The sequence below is a fragment of the Fodinibius salipaludis genome, assembly GCF_002287075.1.
Lineage (GTDB): Bacteria > Bacteroidota > Rhodothermia > Balneolales > Balneolaceae > Fodinibius > Fodinibius salipaludis.
Genome location: NZ_NSKE01000004.1, coordinates 20,512 through 34,872, shown reverse-complemented (window position 1 = coordinate 34,872; position 14,361 = coordinate 20,512). Strand labels below are relative to the sequence as shown.

At 40.9% G+C, this 14,361-nt stretch carries 17 protein-coding genes, 1 tRNA gene and 1 pseudogene; 9 read left to right on the top strand and 10 right to left on the bottom strand.

Going from position 1 to position 14,361, the window contains the following annotated elements:
- The gene (locus CK503_RS06100; RefSeq protein ID WP_095605917.1) at positions 1-1,209 is read right to left on the bottom strand and encodes a DUF1015 domain-containing protein; all 1,209 of its coding nucleotides are present in this window, start codon (positions 1,207-1,209) and stop codon (positions 1-3) included.
- 172 nt (positions 1,210-1,381) lie between these two features.
- Here CK503_RS06100 and CK503_RS06095 point away from each other — a divergent pair, with 172 nt between their 5' ends.
- Entirely contained in the window at positions 1,382-1,705 is a 324-nt protein-coding gene (locus CK503_RS06095) for a DUF1844 domain-containing protein (protein ID WP_095605916.1), read from the top strand.
- Positions 1,705-2,151: an NUDIX hydrolase gene (locus tag CK503_RS06090; RefSeq protein WP_095605915.1), complete on the top strand. Its 447-nt coding sequence runs from the start codon at positions 1,705-1,707 to the stop codon at positions 2,149-2,151. Before CK503_RS06095 ends, CK503_RS06090 begins: the two co-directional genes overlap by 1 nt.
- A gap of 103 nt (positions 2,152-2,254) precedes the next feature.
- Here the strand turns inward: CK503_RS06090 and CK503_RS06085 are convergent, their stop codons facing one another.
- The 5 genes from CK503_RS06085 to proS form a co-directional block, all read right to left on the bottom strand.
- On the bottom strand, positions 2,255-2,905 hold the full coding sequence (locus CK503_RS06085; RefSeq protein ID WP_095605914.1) for an energy transducer TonB: 651 nt from the start codon (positions 2,903-2,905) through the stop codon (positions 2,255-2,257).
- A gap of 173 nt (positions 2,906-3,078) precedes the next feature.
- Positions 3,079-3,483, bottom strand: coding sequence for a VanZ family protein (locus CK503_RS06080; protein WP_095605913.1), 405 nt, complete (start codon positions 3,481-3,483; stop codon positions 3,079-3,081).
- Positions 3,480-4,997 carry an NAD(P)H-hydrate dehydratase gene (locus tag CK503_RS06075; protein ID WP_095605912.1) on the bottom strand — a complete coding sequence of 506 codons (1,518 nt, stop codon included), beginning with the start codon at positions 4,995-4,997 and terminating at the stop codon, positions 3,480-3,482. Before CK503_RS06075 ends, CK503_RS06080 begins: the two co-directional genes overlap by 4 nt.
- Complete coding sequence (locus CK503_RS06070; RefSeq protein ID WP_095605911.1) at positions 4,991-5,668, bottom strand: hypothetical protein; 678 nt, start codon at positions 5,666-5,668, stop codon at positions 4,991-4,993. The genes CK503_RS06075 and CK503_RS06070 overlap by 7 nt, the downstream gene beginning before the upstream one ends.
- A 9-nt stretch (positions 5,669-5,677) precedes the next feature.
- Entirely contained in the window at positions 5,678-7,144 is a 1,467-nt protein-coding gene (gene proS, locus CK503_RS06065; RefSeq protein ID WP_095605910.1) for a proline--tRNA ligase, read from the bottom strand.
- 290 nt (positions 7,145-7,434) lie between these two features.
- On the opposite strand from proS, the gene CK503_RS06060 reads away from it, so the two are divergent.
- A tRNA-Met gene (locus CK503_RS06060) sits at positions 7,435-7,508 on the top strand.
- A 198-nt stretch (positions 7,509-7,706) separates the two neighbouring features.
- Positions 7,707-8,321, top strand: a complete 615-nt coding sequence (locus tag CK503_RS06055; protein ID WP_095605909.1) for a DUF4145 domain-containing protein — start codon at positions 7,707-7,709, stop codon at positions 8,319-8,321.
- Positions 8,322-8,396: 75 nt separating this feature from the next.
- Here CK503_RS06055 and CK503_RS16430 read toward each other — a convergent pair whose 3' ends face one another.
- From CK503_RS16430 to CK503_RS06040, 3 genes are all read right to left on the bottom strand, one after another.
- Positions 8,397-8,636, bottom strand: a complete 240-nt coding sequence (locus CK503_RS16430) for an HNH endonuclease (protein ID WP_350354266.1) — start codon at positions 8,634-8,636, stop codon at positions 8,397-8,399.
- A gap of 554 nt (positions 8,637-9,190) precedes the next feature.
- A complete protein-coding gene (locus tag CK503_RS06045) occupies positions 9,191-9,820 on the bottom strand; it encodes an RloB family protein (protein WP_095605907.1) in 630 nt (209 codons plus the stop codon).
- Complete coding sequence (locus tag CK503_RS06040) at positions 9,813-11,135, bottom strand: AAA family ATPase (protein ID WP_095605906.1); 1,323 nt, start codon at positions 11,133-11,135, stop codon at positions 9,813-9,815. The genes CK503_RS06045 and CK503_RS06040 overlap by 8 nt, the downstream gene beginning before the upstream one ends.
- A 474-nt stretch (positions 11,136-11,609) precedes the next feature.
- Between CK503_RS06040 and CK503_RS06035 the strand changes: the two genes are divergently transcribed.
- From CK503_RS06035 to CK503_RS16420, 5 genes and pseudogenes are all read left to right on the top strand, one after another.
- Positions 11,610-11,912, top strand: a complete 303-nt coding sequence (locus CK503_RS06035) for a transposase (RefSeq protein WP_095605905.1) — start codon at positions 11,610-11,612, stop codon at positions 11,910-11,912.
- Between the two features lie 11 nt (positions 11,913-11,923).
- On the top strand, positions 11,924-12,244 hold the full coding sequence (locus CK503_RS16425; protein ID WP_095605904.1) for an IS3 family transposase: 321 nt from the start codon (positions 11,924-11,926) through the stop codon (positions 12,242-12,244).
- The gene (locus CK503_RS06025) at positions 12,205-12,783 is read left to right on the top strand and encodes an IS3 family transposase (RefSeq protein ID WP_350354264.1); all 579 of its coding nucleotides are present in this window, start codon (positions 12,205-12,207) and stop codon (positions 12,781-12,783) included. Before CK503_RS16425 ends, CK503_RS06025 begins: the two co-directional genes overlap by 40 nt.
- 101 nt (positions 12,784-12,884) lie before the next feature.
- Positions 12,885-13,181, top strand: a complete 297-nt coding sequence (locus CK503_RS06020; RefSeq protein ID WP_095605902.1) for a transposase — start codon at positions 12,885-12,887, stop codon at positions 13,179-13,181.
- Positions 13,166-13,297, top strand: a pseudogene (locus CK503_RS16420) (IS3-like element ISFsp8 family transposase); the annotation flags it as partial. The gene CK503_RS06020 and the pseudogene CK503_RS16420, both read left to right, overlap by 16 nt.
- A 286-nt stretch (positions 13,298-13,583) precedes the next feature.
- Here the strand turns inward: CK503_RS16420 and CK503_RS06015 are convergent.
- Positions 13,584-14,237, bottom strand: a complete 654-nt coding sequence (locus CK503_RS06015) for a response regulator (RefSeq protein ID WP_095605901.1) — start codon at positions 14,235-14,237, stop codon at positions 13,584-13,586.
- Positions 14,238-14,361 lie beyond the last annotated feature (124 nt).

Genomic DNA, 14,361 nt, shown 5'->3' with positions numbered 1-14,361 from the left:
TTAAAAAGTGTGAACAAGTAATCCCGAGCGTAGCTTCGGTTCAAACCATGTTGATTTAGGTGGCATCAGTCGGCCTTCATCAGATACTTCTACCAGTTCTTCAATGCTTGTAGCGTACATGCTGATAGCAAGATCGACCGTTCCGTTATCTACACGTTGTTCCAATTCTTTGGTACCTCGGATTCCTCCGACAAACGAAATATTATCGTCGCGGCGGGGATCAGAAATATCCAGTAAGGGAGAAAGTACAAACTCTTGGAGTCGATGTACATCAAGTTCTTGAACGCTGTTAGGGTTTGTATCTAACGGCAGGTCCATTCCATACCAGCTTCCATCAATATAAATGCTGATAGTTCCCTTTTCGGATGGCTGGGGATCAGCATCAGGGGTGAGTGAAAACTCATCTTGCAGGGTATTTAAAAAATTATCCGGGATGGAATGGATCACGCGGTTGTAGGGCAGAATATTCATGTTAGACATGGGAAAAATAACGGCCGGAAAGAAGTTATACTCCTCCATACCTGTATGGTCCGGATTGTTCTTTCGTCTCTGCTCAGCAGCCCGAGAAGCACTCTTACAGCGGTGATGACCATCAGCGATATACAGATGAGAAATTGATTTAAATGCGTCGACAAGTGCTTCTTTTTTTGGGGCTTTCCACAGTTTATGAATGACTCCGTCAGAAGCTTCAAATTCAAAAAGAGGTTCTGCCTCTGTAGTTTCTTGGATGAGGGTTCTGGTTTTCTCATCATCTTTATACGTCAACATCACCGGCTCGGCATGAGCTTCTTGCGTGAGAATATGTCGCGTGCGGTCATCCTCTTTGACCGGGCGCGTGAGTTCGTGCTTGAGTATCACTTCATTGTCATAATCTTGTACCGACACACAAGCAAATATTCCGGTTTGAGGTCGCCCGTTTCTTATTAATTGATAAATATAAAGCTGTGGCTGTTTCTCTTGTTGAAGCGTGCCGTTTTGCAGAAACTCATCAAGGTTTTCGGCTCCCTTATCATAGACTTCATCATCGTGCGGGTCGGTTCCCTCCGGCAAGTCAATTTCGGGTCGAACTACATGAAGGAAACTTTTGGAATTCCCTCGGGCAAGTTCGCGTGCTTCTTTTACACTTACAACATCGTAGGGAACACAAGCTATTTGTTCTACGTTTTTTGGATCGGGGTGCCAAGCTTTAAATGGTTTCAGAATAGCCATGTAATGGATCTTTATTCATTGATTTGTTTGGATTGAAGCTCTCTAAAGTACTTGGTTGTCGACAATATATAAAGAGTTATTTTGATAAAATGGATTGTACTTAAAAATTAATTCTTTACGATAAAGAGCTTATTTTAAGGTCAATTTAAAATAAAAATTATTAGATATAGATATGGATAAGACAAATTACAACGGAGACAATTTATCCGAAGACGAACAGCAGCAATTGCTTTTCATGATGTTAGTACAACAGCATCAGCAGATTGCTATGATGGGTATGGGCAAATTAGAAAATCCCCAAACCGGAAGTACGGAAAGGGATCTGAAGTCGGCTAAATTTGCGATTGATACCCTGCTTATGCTCGAAGAGTTTACAGAAGGTAATCTTCCTGATCAGTTAAAAAGTTATTTAACAGAGACGTTGAATAACCTGCGTATGAATTATGCTGACGAGAAAGAAAAAGATAGTGAAGAACCAGGAGGCCAAGAGGAGTAATGGCTATTATTGAACCTGTTACTGCGGCAGGAGGGGTTGTTTTTAAAAGCAAGGATAATAGTGATCCATCTGTATTATCAATATTCCGTCGCGGGGTATGGGATCTTCCAAAAGGAAAACTGGAGGAAGGCGAAACCATTAAAGAATGTGCGGTTCGTGAAGTAGCCGAAGAAGTTGGTGTCTCAGCCTTGCCTGAAATTATTTTTCCACTCCCGGAAACCTATCACGAATATGAACAGGGAGGTATCCATTTTGGCAAATCCACGCATTGGTTCGGGATGCAATTTCCTGATGATGTAGAACTCACCTTTACTCCACAAACCGAAGAGGGGATAGAAAAAGTAAGCTGGATATCTTTGAAAAAAGCTCAAACACTGGTGGGATTTGAAAACCTGTCTAAGGTTCTAAAAGGGTTTGAACAAAAATACCGACAGCATACTACTTAGAGGAAAAGCCAACTGCCATTAGTAGAATTAGTCATTCAATAAAAAAAGGCCTGCTGAAAAGCAGGCCTTTTTAGTTAGTTTGATACTAAGCTAAGAAAAAGTCTTAATTTTGTAGTCTAAAGGTAATAGGCAAGCTATACTGTACTCGAACGGGGTTTCCTCGCTGACGACCCGGCTCGAATTCAGCCTGCTTTACCACTCGCAATGCTTCTTTATCACAGCCACCGCCAATTCCTCGAATTACTTTGGGATCTTCAACTTGTCCCTTTTCATTTACAATGAACTGAATAATAACGCGTCCTTCAATACCCGCTTTACGGGCCATATCAGGATAATTTATTTTTTGCTGCAGAGCGCCTAAACCACCTTTCAATTCAGGCATGTTTTCTACGGCAACAAAGAAGTCTTCTTCCTCTTCCTGTTGCGGTTCTTCCGGCTCGGGAAGCGGTTCATCCATATTTATCTCGGCATCAATATTAATTTCCTGATCCTCGATAATTTCATCATTTGGTACTTCAACAGGTACCTGTGGACGTGGAGGGGGAGGTGGTTTTTCTTCTTGTTTCGTTTGTGTTACTTCCTCCATTTCAATGACTTCCTGCTCCTGAGTAAGATCTACATCCTGCTTTTGTGAGACAAACTGCATTTTCATTGCGGTAATGAAAATCAACAGGACGACAACCATACCCAGCTGCAAAAAGATAGTGTAGTAATTTCTAAGATCAGCCTGTGGCTTTTTTCTGTCAGAACCCATAATGCTATAATCTCCGCGTTAGATTGAAATAAATTTATTAGGAATTGTAAGTAAACAAATTATTCTACTTAATCTCCACTTAAATAACAGGAAAAGTAGGTAAATTATTCCATTATTTTCTCAGATTGTGATTTTTTACAAAAAAATACCTTTAACTGTTTATGAGCAGGGTATTATTTTTTTATTTCTTCGGGCAATATTGTTTTTAAGAGTCCAATAGCAATCAGGCACCCAAGCAAATCGAACAAAAAGTCAACAGGGTCTCCCTGTCGATTGACAGGAAGGGCATACTGCAAAACTTCGATAAGTAATCCAAAAGCGGTACCGCTGGCAAATATAACCCAAAGTTTTACTACTTTTGATTTATGTATTTGATAGTAGAGTCCCAGTGAAAGTGTCCAGCTCCCAAAAAGCACAGCATGCCCCAGTTTGTCGTAGCTCCAAAGTTTATTTTCGCCCATGGCACCAGCGGGCAATAATGTTAATAACAACATCCCAGCTGTTAGAGTGATTATGCCAATGGGTAACAAATAGCTGTGATCCGATAAAAAAGAGTAAATAGAGGCAGATATATTCATATAAAATCGCTTGGCTCAGGCAGGTCCTGATGATGCTGTAAATAATATTCGAGTTTCTGTTTGCCCTTCAACAATCCATAGGCACAGCTTGTATCGGGCCGCTGTCCAAAAGCTAAATAGGCTCCGACCTTGCCGGCTAACACATCCCCGCTGCCGGCCCTGGAAAAGTACTTGGTATTGTAGTTTGTTAGATAGCATTTACCCGCTGGTGTTCCGATAATTCCGGGCAAGCCTTTTGCAAGTACAGTAACGCCAGTGGTTTGTGCATATTCCCGAACGGTTTGTAAACGGGAATCTTTTTGTAACTCACTATTTGGTACCAACCGATTTAACTCTCCTGGGTGGGGCGTTAAAATCCATTCTGATTCATTAACCTTGGGTAAGTGTTCGAGTTGTGCCAGGCACCATAACCCGTCCGCATCAATAACAGTAGGCTTGTTGTTTTGTGATAAGGTGCCTTTAACAAATTGAACGGTTGATTGTTCTCGTCCCAACCCCGGACCAAGCAACAGGGCGCCCTCTTTTTCGGATAATATTTCTAAAACTTTGCCTGAATGTTCATCCTTGAAATGAAAGTCATTACGACTGCCCACGGGTTTCTTTATAATTGATGGCAGTGTTTGTTCATAAATAGAAAGTACGCCTCTCGGGCAAATTAGAATCACGGCTCCCAATCCTTCGGCCCAGGCACTTTTGGCTGCCATAATAGCTGCACCGGTCAATCCCTCTGATCCGGCTATAATATAAAGTACGCCTGAGTTGTATTTGTGCTGTCCGGGAGTAGGAGATGTCATCTGTATCCAGCTTTCATCAAGCAGGTAGGTATTACAATCTTCTTTAAACCGGTTTGGAAAAGGAAGTTCGCAGTAGTGAATTGTGCCCGTCTTCTCCGGTCCATCTTTGAGATAAAGCCCTAACTTCCGTCCGCCAAAGGTGAAGGTGGTATTGGCTTCAATGGCGCATTCCATAATTTCGCCCGAATCTGCATGTAAACCAGTAGGGATATCCATAGCAAAAACGGGCTGTGGTTGCCGGTTCGCCCATTCCACGGCCTTGGTGTAATCACCTCGGACATCGCTGGTTAACCCGGTGCCGAGCATGCCGTCAATGATAAAATCAAATTCCTCGGGAGGATTGAACGGTCCCCACTCCTCAAAAATTGTCAACTTATCATCAGAATCGAATTTCTTAAGCAGCTCCAGATTTTTTTGGGTATCGGCAGAAAGATCATCCGATCCACTTAAAAATACAATGGTTGCATCCACATGGTGTTGAAGCAGGTAACGGCCTACCACAAGAGCATCACCGGCGTTGTTCCCCTTGCCGCATAGATAAACTCCGTGTGTTAACTCTTCGTCCTCAAGGAGTGCTTTGGCAGCTGAAGATCCGGCAATTTCCATCAGCGTGAAACCGTCGATTTCCATTTCTTGGATGGTACGCCGGTCAATTTTTTGGCTCAGCTCAGCATCAAACAGATAATGTGAGTAGGGCGCGTCAAGAGTCTCTTTTACCATATGTTTGTAAATATGATTAGCTCAATGATTGTAAGCAGAATGCCGGCAGTAGCACCGCCAAATAATTCTGTTAATGAGTGTACACTAAGATGATAGCGTGCCCACATCATTACAGGTAAAAGTAGTAAAAGGTGGATTAAGGATAAAATTAATGTGATGAAATGATACTCTGTTACGCCCCATAGAGACATGATATAATAAACAGTGCCCGCCACGGCAACAGAAGCCGAATGTACGCTCACTTTCCATCGCAGATTTAGAAGAAAGGAGATGGTTAAATTAGCCAGGAAAATCAGCGAAAGTACGAAAATGAAAAAGTGAAGAGCCGGTATAAGTTGATATATGACCAGGGAAGCGATGGCTGCGCTGACAATAGAAAAGGCATATAGCACGGTACGCGTTTTTCGTAGCGGTAAATCCAGAGAATGGATGATCCCGCGTCTGAATAGGAAAAGTGTGAGCAGAAAGGGCAAAACGCTGTAGCAAATTACCGCAGTACCGGTAACTTGAAATGTCGTTATTAGGGACTGACCTAAAAGAATACAGGCCCCTACAATTACGGCAGGTGGCATTAATAAAGGATTGCCGAGGTCGGAAATAAGACGTGCCGGACCTTCCTCGGCAAATCGATCAAAAATACTGAGCGTACTGTCTACAGGCGACTGCTCCATAGGTACTGTTTAGTAGGCACGAGCAAAAAGAACTTTCTGTTTCGACGGTTTTCCCGTGACCATGCACTCTCCCTCTTCGCCATCTTCGAGCGGGATACAGCGGATGGTCGCCTTTGTTTCGTCCTTGATCTTTTCTTCGGTTTCGGCCGTTCCATCCCAGTGTGCGTAGACAAACCCGCCTTCGTTTTCGATGACCTCCTTAAACTCATCATAAGAATCGACGGAGTGCGTGTTTTCTTGGATGCGGTTTTGAGCCGACTCATAAAGAGTATCCTGGATGGTATCCAGCAGCTCATCAACTTTTTGGGCAATACCTTCACGACTGACAATGTTTTTGTCCAGCGTATCGCGACGAGCAAGTTCTACATTGTTGTTTTCGAGATCACGAGGACCAATGGTCAAACGCAAGGGGATGCCGGCCGCTTCGTGCTCGTTAAACTTCCAGCCCGGACTCATGTTTTCGCGGTCGTCCAGCTTAATGCGGATGTCCAGGGCTTTGAGTTCGTCAATAATTTCCTGGCAGTAATCGAGTACTTCCTCTTTTTGTTCATCACTTTTCCAGATAGGTACAATCACCACTTGGTTTGGCGCCAGTTTTGGGGGAAGTACAAGGCCCTGATCGTCGGAGTGCGTCATAATCAATCCGCCAATTAATCGTGTGGATACGCCCCAGCTGGTGGCCCATACGTACTCGTGTTCTCCTTCCGAGCTTTGGAATTTTACATCAAACGCTTTTGCAAAATTTTGTCCCAGAAAGTGAGAGGTACCGGCCTGCAGGGCTTTGTTATCCTGCAGCAGTGTTTCTATACAATAGGTGTCAACAGCTCCGGCAAATCGCTCGGATTCTGACTTTACCCCCGTTTGTACCGGCATTGCCATATATTCTTCGGCAAAAGTGCGATAAACTTCCAGCATCTGCTCTGTTTCTTCCACGGCCTCTTCTTTGGTGGCGTGTGCGGTATGACCTTCTTGCCACAGAAACTCCATGGTGCGCAGGAACAGGCGCGTGCGCATCTCCCAGCGAACAACATTGGCCCACTGGTTAATGAGGATAGGCAGATCGCGGTACGACTGAATCCAGTTTCGGTAGGAATCCCAGATGATCGTTTCAGAAGTGGGACGAACAATGAGTTCCTCTTCCAACTTTGAATCGGGATCCACTTCTACACCGTCATCCGAACTCTGTAGCCGGCTGTGCGTAACCACTGCGCACTCCTTGGCAAAGCCCTCAACGTGCTGGGCTTCTTTTGATAAAAACGATTTGGGAATAAAAAGCGGGAAGTACGCATTCTCATGGCCGGTATCTTTAAACATCTGATCAAGCGCATCCTGCATGTTTTCCCAAAGGGCATAGCCGTTGGGACGGATGACCATGCAGCCACGCACAGGAGAGTGGTCGGCCAGCTTGCCTTCACGAATTACATCTTGATACCATTGCGAAAAATCTTCGTTTCTTTCTGTGATTTTCTTTGCCATGAGAAGTAACGGAATTCAGTGCTTAGAATGTATTTTGAATTTGTAAGCTGGAAAATAAGGCGATTTCGATGAGCCTCAAAAAAAGATGTCGGTTTTACATTAGATTGATATAAAAAAGTTGGAGAGAGGACTTAATATTTTATCAGAATTAGTTTATATTTGGCAACTCTTGATTTGATCAGAAATGGCGGGGTGTTTTAGCGGAAGTTAAGGATTGCGTCAACATCATATCCCGAACCCTACTGGGGAACGGTTCGGATCAAACCAAGATTCATTTATTGACTTTTTTAGCCGTGGTAGCTCAGTTGGTGAGAGCGTCGGATTCATAACCCGGAGGTCGGCGGTTCGAATCCGCCCCACGGTACTCGGTAATATCCCTGAGTGGTTGAATATAACTGCTCAGGGATTTTTTGTTTTAGAATGGTACAACAGTAGTACACTTTTTGTGTGAATCTAGGGAGATTAATTACTTTGAAACACTCTTAGTAAGTTGGTTTCTTGGTAGTTGGAAGATCTAATAACATTATGTTAATGCCAGTAAGTAAAAATAAATTAAGAGATAATGGCAGAAAAAATAACACTTGGTAACAATTTAGAGTTATCAAAATGTCCTCATTGTAAAATTGATACTCCAAACCTTTTTAGCAAAGCCCAGTTTCGAACAAGCAATCACAAAGGAGCAAATAAGAGGTATTGGAAAATATATATATGTAAGAGATGTGGTGGCGTTGTGAGTGCTCATAGCGGTTCAACTCAGCATGGAAAATTGGAAGATTTTTTTCCAGATTTTAAATCTGTAGATGACTCATTACCCAAAAAAGCGAAAAAATATTTAAAACAAGCTAAAAACAGTTTGCATGCACCATCCGGTTGTGTAATTCTTTGTGCAAGTGCTGTTGACGATATGCTCAAACAAAGAGATTATGTTAAAGGTAGTTTATATTCAAGAATCAATAAGGCCGCTGAAGATGGTATCTTAACAGAGGACATGAAAACTTGGGCACATGAAATACGTCTTGATGCTAATGATGAGCGTCATGCAGATTATGATGCTTCGATGGCTCAGGAAGAAGATGCCAAAAGAGTACTAAATTTCGCCGATGCCTTAGCTGAGTATCTTTATGGATTGCCAAACAGAGTTAAAAGAGGCATCGAAAAAAATGGAGAGGAGGATTAATAATTAATAAAATTCAGTAAATCTTAGTTATAAATAGTTTCTTCATTAATGCCATACATCTTCTTTTGACGATATTTAGTTTATCAATTTGCGTAACTCTTCAATTGATAGAGTCTTTTTTTTCGGTCTATGAATTATTGCATGACAGTTAGGGCACAAAACAGCGAAATCATTTTTAATATCTGGCCTAAAGCTTTTATTATATTCCGAAATAGGTTTAATATGATGTACATGAATAAATCCCTTACCCAATTCACCATACCTTTCTTGAAAATTAACCCCACAGACCTCACAGTCTAATCCGTGATAATCTATAGCCTTTTGTCTATTGATTGGGTTTCGCTCATAGTCAGTTGTGTATCTCTCTTTTTTATTACCCTCCTCATGTGATTCAAAATCTTTGTCATATCCTTTGCTAGAACTAAACTGTTTATAGGATTCGTTAGAGTTAATTTCGGCCTTGGATAAAATTTGTTTATAGGTACTCTCAGCAATTTCTCTAACACCATCCCAAAAATAATTTTTCTGCTTACTCTCTGGAATATTTTCTATGTAACTCCCATCTTCATTTTTAAAGTGAACTGAAGATTTGAATTTTTCATAATTCTTTATTTCAGCAAAATATTTTCTGTTGCTACTACTATCTTTAATAATCTCACCAACTTCTCCTTTTCCAAAATAATGAGGCCTATCATCTAACCTGTCATTCTCATATTTCTTATCCTTTAGTTGACCTTTATAGTAGATAAACTTAGACCTGGGGGGGTTACTTTATTTATGTAATTGTTTGGAAAATGGTACGCTATTCCTGTTTGGTCATTCCATTCTGATTCATCGTTTTCAACTAGTACTAAGTAGTCTGACATAATTTAATAATTTGTCCCAATTCTAAGATCATAGAAAATTTTGTGTATGGTTGATATAGGGTGATAATCATTAGACTGTTTAATATAAGATTCCTCCGATTTTTCAGAATTTGTAATAGCAGTCTTCAACTTCGGATAAAGTTTTTTATATAAATTTACTTTTGAATGATATTTCTGAGATTTTTTGTAGTTATTTATTTGTTTAACCAACTTATTTTCAATTTTCTGACATTTTTTAAAATGATTTTTGATAAATTTAAAATGTAGTAGTAACCAATATTCAAAACAGGGATTGCAATAGCATAAGCATATTTTACCATCTTTCTTTTTATTGAGCTGAGCAATTTCTTTCTGTTTTTCTAAGAATTCATTTTCCTTCCCATCGGATAAAACTTTATCCATATCTACAATGGCAAAAACTTTATCGATCTCTCTATTTAAAAGAGATATGGCTTTATTGATTGCTTTATCAAAGTTTCCTGATTTTTCTGGAAGCCTCGGTAAAATCTGGTACCAATCTCCCGTCGTATCTTCATGATCTCTCATGTCCTCAAAGTAGTATTTCTCAACATACCCATCGCCAACTATTGCAATTGTATTCCTAAGATCCCTAGTTCCAGTTTTTCTACCCATTATCTCTATCAAGTTTTACGCTTGAAGTTTTAGGTTTTGCTCCTAGCTTTCCCATATCGTATGCATTAAAGATCGAACTATCTTTTCGGATTTTATCAGATTTGAATTCAGCTAATGAAAATAAATCTGTTGCTCCCAATTTGCTTTTTTCAGTAAACCAAATAGTATCATTTCTTAGAATATCTCTTTCTTTTAACAAAGAAATATTATGAGTTGTAAATAGTAATTGGGCATTATCAGAGTTTTCAAGAAAGTTTACTATCAACTGTTCAAATAGGTCTGGATGTAATGAGCTATCAATTTCATCTATGAACAAAAACCCATTTTCTTTTATTGCCAATAATAATGGACCTAGAAGTTGGTAATACCGTATAGTTCCATTTGATTCATCTTCTTTTTCTAAGGGGAATGAAGTTCTGCCGGATTTCAATTCTTTGAATTCATGCAAAAATTGAACATCTAGAGACCTAATTTTTCTTTCTTTTTTTATTTCATCTTTTGCATTATCAGGGATATCCATTTTATCTATTTGCTGTAACATTTCATCACTCAAATCTATCTCGTCCTCGATAAACTTAAGGTCAGAAATATTTAAATCCGCAGACTTCAACAGCTGAATAACATTCTCTTTTTTTATTCTACCGTTTTCAATTGATCGATTGGTCCAGTCAAATAAGTTTGCTTTATCATTTGGAGATATTAAAGGCAGTAGGCCCCTATCAAACCACTGGATTATAGAATCAATTGCGGTTACAGAAACGTTTGTTTTTAAATATGCGCCTAGAACAGTAACATTTTTTATAGTATTAGCTTCAAGTCTCTTTTCATCTTTTGAATTGACTTCCTCAACAGTACCACCGAATTTTATATTGCTTACCTTTCCATCGTATTCTCTTTTATAAAATAAAGCTTGAACATCATTAGGATAGTAATTAAGAATCTCTTTGCTAATGTGGGAATTATTGAAAGATATCTTGTAGTCATATTTTATATCATTTAAATAGAATATCAGGTTAAACTCAGTATTTTTTTTTGGAGCTTTTCCTAGTAAATGTTTTTTGTATTTAATTTGATCAGTTTTTTGGTCCAATGGCTTCATTACCAAATCTCTTAGTAGCTGGAGAGCATTTAATATGGTTGTTTTACCACTGGCATTTGGACCATATACCATTCCCAATTTTAATATTTTTGTTCCGTCCCGTAATTTGGAAACGTAGTAATTGTGCAATGTGTCATCATTCGTTGCTTCAAATGATAAGGTGACCTTTTCCTTTACCGGACCAAAATTTGAAAAACTAAATTCTAATACCATCATTAAGTAATTTAAATGCTATTATTTGCATTATTATTGCATAAATTAGTCATAAAATATGCCATTTGTAAATTTTATATTGCTAAATATCCAATTAAAAATTGAGAACATGTTATTTTAAAACTCTCATGAAAGATATTTTAATTGTATCATGAAAAATGATAGAAGATGTTTTTTATGAGATCATCTTGAAGGGGAAGTTAAAGATTAGATATAAATAAATAAGAGTTTTTAAAAAGGGCATTAAGTGATTTGTCTATTTTTTCAACGCATTTTTCCTAAAGTGATTATGTAAGCTTCCCTGAAAGTTGACCGTTTGAAAGTAGAGAAAATTCACTACTTGAGCCCCTCCCCATAATTCACCCAGTCATAAGTAGAGAATCGGACGTTATAGTAATTATGAAGGTGGACCTGCTATATTTGAGTAGACACCCAGTTAAGGTATATTGCGGTGTTTAAATAACAATTGGAAAATGAATAAAAAAGCAAATACGAAAGAGTTACAGTAAGGAGTTCAAGCTGGATGTGATCCAGCAAAGTTACCAGCGGGATAATATCCGCGAGTTAGCTACCGAATTGGGCCTGGCCCCAGCTCTTATTTACAAATGGCGAGGGGCTTATGGGGCCGATGGACCCAAGGCATTTCCTGGGAAAGGCATCGAAAAACTAACCCTTGAGCAGGCTAAGCTCAAGGAGTTGGAGCGCGAAAATGCCGACCTGCGTATGGAACGCGATATCCTAAAAAAGGCCATTGGCATCTTCAGCAGCCGCCGTGGGTAATCTACCAATTTATGGCAGATCACAAACACCGATTTCCCATAGTGAAGATGTCTAAGCTATTCGGGGTTTCCCGAAGCGGTTATCACCGGTGGTTAGGCCGAGGACCGTCTCGGCGGGCCACCACGAACCAACACCTGCGGAAAGCGATCCTCCGGGCATGGGAGGCCTCGGGCCGGATCTATGGGTCGCCCCGTATTCATCGGCAACTGATTGGGGAAGGCTGGATAGCTTCGCGGCCGCGAATCGCACGGCTGATGGCTGCGATGGGCATTGCCAGCCAGATTCGACGCAAGTGGGGGGCACGACCGATTCCCGGCATGCCTTGCCTGTAGCTGCGAACCTGCTGGATCGCAACTTTGCCCCGGCCAGACTTGGCAAAGTGTGGGTAAGCGAGGTTACCTACCTGCCGAGCAACCAGGGCTGGTTGTATCTGACAACGGTCATGGACCTGGCTGACCGCCAAATTCTGGGCTGGAATCTCAGCCAAACAATGAATGCATCCCAGACCTCAGTTGCGGCCTTCATCCAAGCGGTGGCAAAGCGCACCCCAACCGCCTCGCTGCTATTCCACTCTGATCGGGGCATCCAGTATGCGTGCACCGAATTCACCAGCCTGCTGGCAGCAAGAAAGATCACCCAAAGCATGAGCCGAAAAGGCAACTGCTGGGATAATGCTCCGGCCGAAAGTTTCTTTAAAACACTCAAAGCTGAGTTGCAGATGGATCGCCCCTTTAGCAGCTATGGCGAAGCACGAACAACTATCTTCACATTTATTGACCTTTGGTACAACAGAAAACGGCTCCATTCGGCCCTGAATTATCAGACACCGATCCAAGCCGCCCGACAACTAACACATAACAAAGCCGCATGATCTACCTTAACTACCTGTCTACTTTTTTGTTGCAATTCCAATTTTGGTGGACACCCAGTTAAGCCATAGATTGCTGCCGCAATTTATGGCTAATAACTATTATGAGTAAAAGACAAACATACAGCAAACAGTTTAAACTGGACGTGATCCAGCAAAGTTACCGACGGGACAATATTCGCGAGTTGGCTGATGAGTTAGGGATTGACCCAGGGCTTATCTATGCTTGGCGATCGAAATATAAAACCCAATCCCAGCAACCCTTTCCGGGCAAAGGCATTCCCAGCCAAAGCCCCGAAGAGAAGGAGCTGGCTGAATTAAAGAAAGAACTGGCTGACGTGCGGATGGAGCGCGATATCCTAAAAAAGGCCATGGGCATCTTCACCAAGAAAAACGGGTAATTTTCCAATTTATCGAGATCTGGTATAACCGCCAGCGGCTACATTCTACGCTGGACTACCGAACACCGGCAGAAATGGAGAACCACTTAACAGAAAACCAAGAACTGGCTGCATGATCTGGCTTAACTCACTGTCCATTTTTTTGTAGCAATTCCAAGTAAGGGGAATGACACTGTCCTTATAAGGGCAATTCCTTTGTGCCAAGGCGATATTATATCTGGGAGGAAATGGAGCTATAGACAGGCACCAAAAAAATTAGCAGTTATCCTGTCACAGATAACTGCTAAATATCATCTACAGACGGCTATTACCCCATTTGTATAACTAATGTAATTGACGTGGACTTCAGCGTCAATAGCTATAAGTTGGTATTTTGCCTACGTAAAAGTACGTAGGTATAAATTAGTCAACGGTAACGAGGTTATGCTGTATAGCATATCGTACTAATTCTGCAATGTTATTGATCTCCAATTTTTCCATTAGGTTGGCTCGGTGCGTATCGACGGTACGAGGGCTTATGTACAGCTTGTCGGCAATTTGTTTGCTGGTCAGTCCATCAATAATAAGCTGTAAAATTTCCTGTTCACGACTGGTTATATTATGTTTTGCATGGCTGCCGGATTGGTTGCCTTTGTTTAAAAATGACTCCTTCATTATATCAGAAATCGGATCGCTAAAAACTTGTTGCCCCTTGATAATGGCTTTGATGCCGTGAAGAATATCCGCCTTTTCGGAGTTCTTTAAAAGGTAGCCGTTGATGTTGGCCTCAAGCGCTTCCCGTAAAATATTTTCGTTGATATGCATAGAGAGGATGAGAATTTTGGTTTCTTCTTTAAATTCCCGGATCTCTTTTGCTGTTTCAATACCGCTTTGGTCGGGCATGTCAATATCGAGGATACAGATATCGGGATGGGTTTCCTGAAATAATGTTATGCATTCTTTGCCCGTAGAGGCTTCGCCCACAACTTCGACATCGTCTGCTGAGGACAAGAACGTACTGATACCGAATCGTACGATCTCGTGATCATCTGCTATGAGAACAGAGATTTTAGCCATGGGTTAGCCTCGGTTTTACGATCTCAAGTCAATGACAGTTTTTGCTTTATAGACCTATTAGTTGATACAAAGTAATTAAAGCAGTTGAAATTCAGAAACGTCTGGTAAATTAGAAATAACAATA

Coding starts and splice junctions, on each gene's coding strand:
- CK503_RS06040 (WP_095605906.1), bottom strand. CDS start 11,135: ATGATGGTATTAGAATTTAGTTTTTCAAATTTTGGTCCGGTAAAGGAA.
- CK503_RS06020 (WP_095605902.1), top strand. CDS start 12,885: ATGAGTAAAAGACAAACATACAGCAAACAGTTTAAACTGGACGTGATC.
- CK503_RS06100 (WP_095605917.1), bottom strand. CDS start 1,209: ATGGCTATTCTGAAACCATTTAAAGCTTGGCACCCCGATCCAAAAAAC.
- CK503_RS06045 (WP_095605907.1), bottom strand. CDS start 9,820: ATGGGTAGAAAAACTGGAACTAGGGATCTTAGGAATACAATTGCAATA.
- CK503_RS06055 (WP_095605909.1), top strand. CDS start 7,707: ATGGCAGAAAAAATAACACTTGGTAACAATTTAGAGTTATCAAAATGT.
- CK503_RS06015 (WP_095605901.1), bottom strand. CDS start 14,237: ATGGCTAAAATCTCTGTTCTCATAGCAGATGATCACGAGATCGTACGA.
- proS (WP_095605910.1), bottom strand. CDS start 7,144: ATGGCAAAGAAAATCACAGAAAGAAACGAAGATTTTTCGCAATGGTAT.
- CK503_RS06095 (WP_095605916.1), top strand. CDS start 1,382: ATGGATAAGACAAATTACAACGGAGACAATTTATCCGAAGACGAACAG.
- CK503_RS06090 (WP_095605915.1), top strand. CDS start 1,705: ATGGCTATTATTGAACCTGTTACTGCGGCAGGAGGGGTTGTTTTTAAA.
- CK503_RS16425 (WP_095605904.1), top strand. CDS start 11,924: ATGGCAGATCACAAACACCGATTTCCCATAGTGAAGATGTCTAAGCTA.
- CK503_RS06075 (WP_095605912.1), bottom strand. CDS start 4,997: ATGGTAAAAGAGACTCTTGACGCGCCCTACTCACATTATCTGTTTGAT.
- CK503_RS06085 (WP_095605914.1), bottom strand. CDS start 2,905: ATGGGTTCTGACAGAAAAAAGCCACAGGCTGATCTTAGAAATTACTAC.
- CK503_RS06070 (WP_095605911.1), bottom strand. CDS start 5,668: ATGGAGCAGTCGCCTGTAGACAGTACGCTCAGTATTTTTGATCGATTT.
- CK503_RS06080 (WP_095605913.1), bottom strand. CDS start 3,483: ATGAATATATCTGCCTCTATTTACTCTTTTTTATCGGATCACAGCTAT.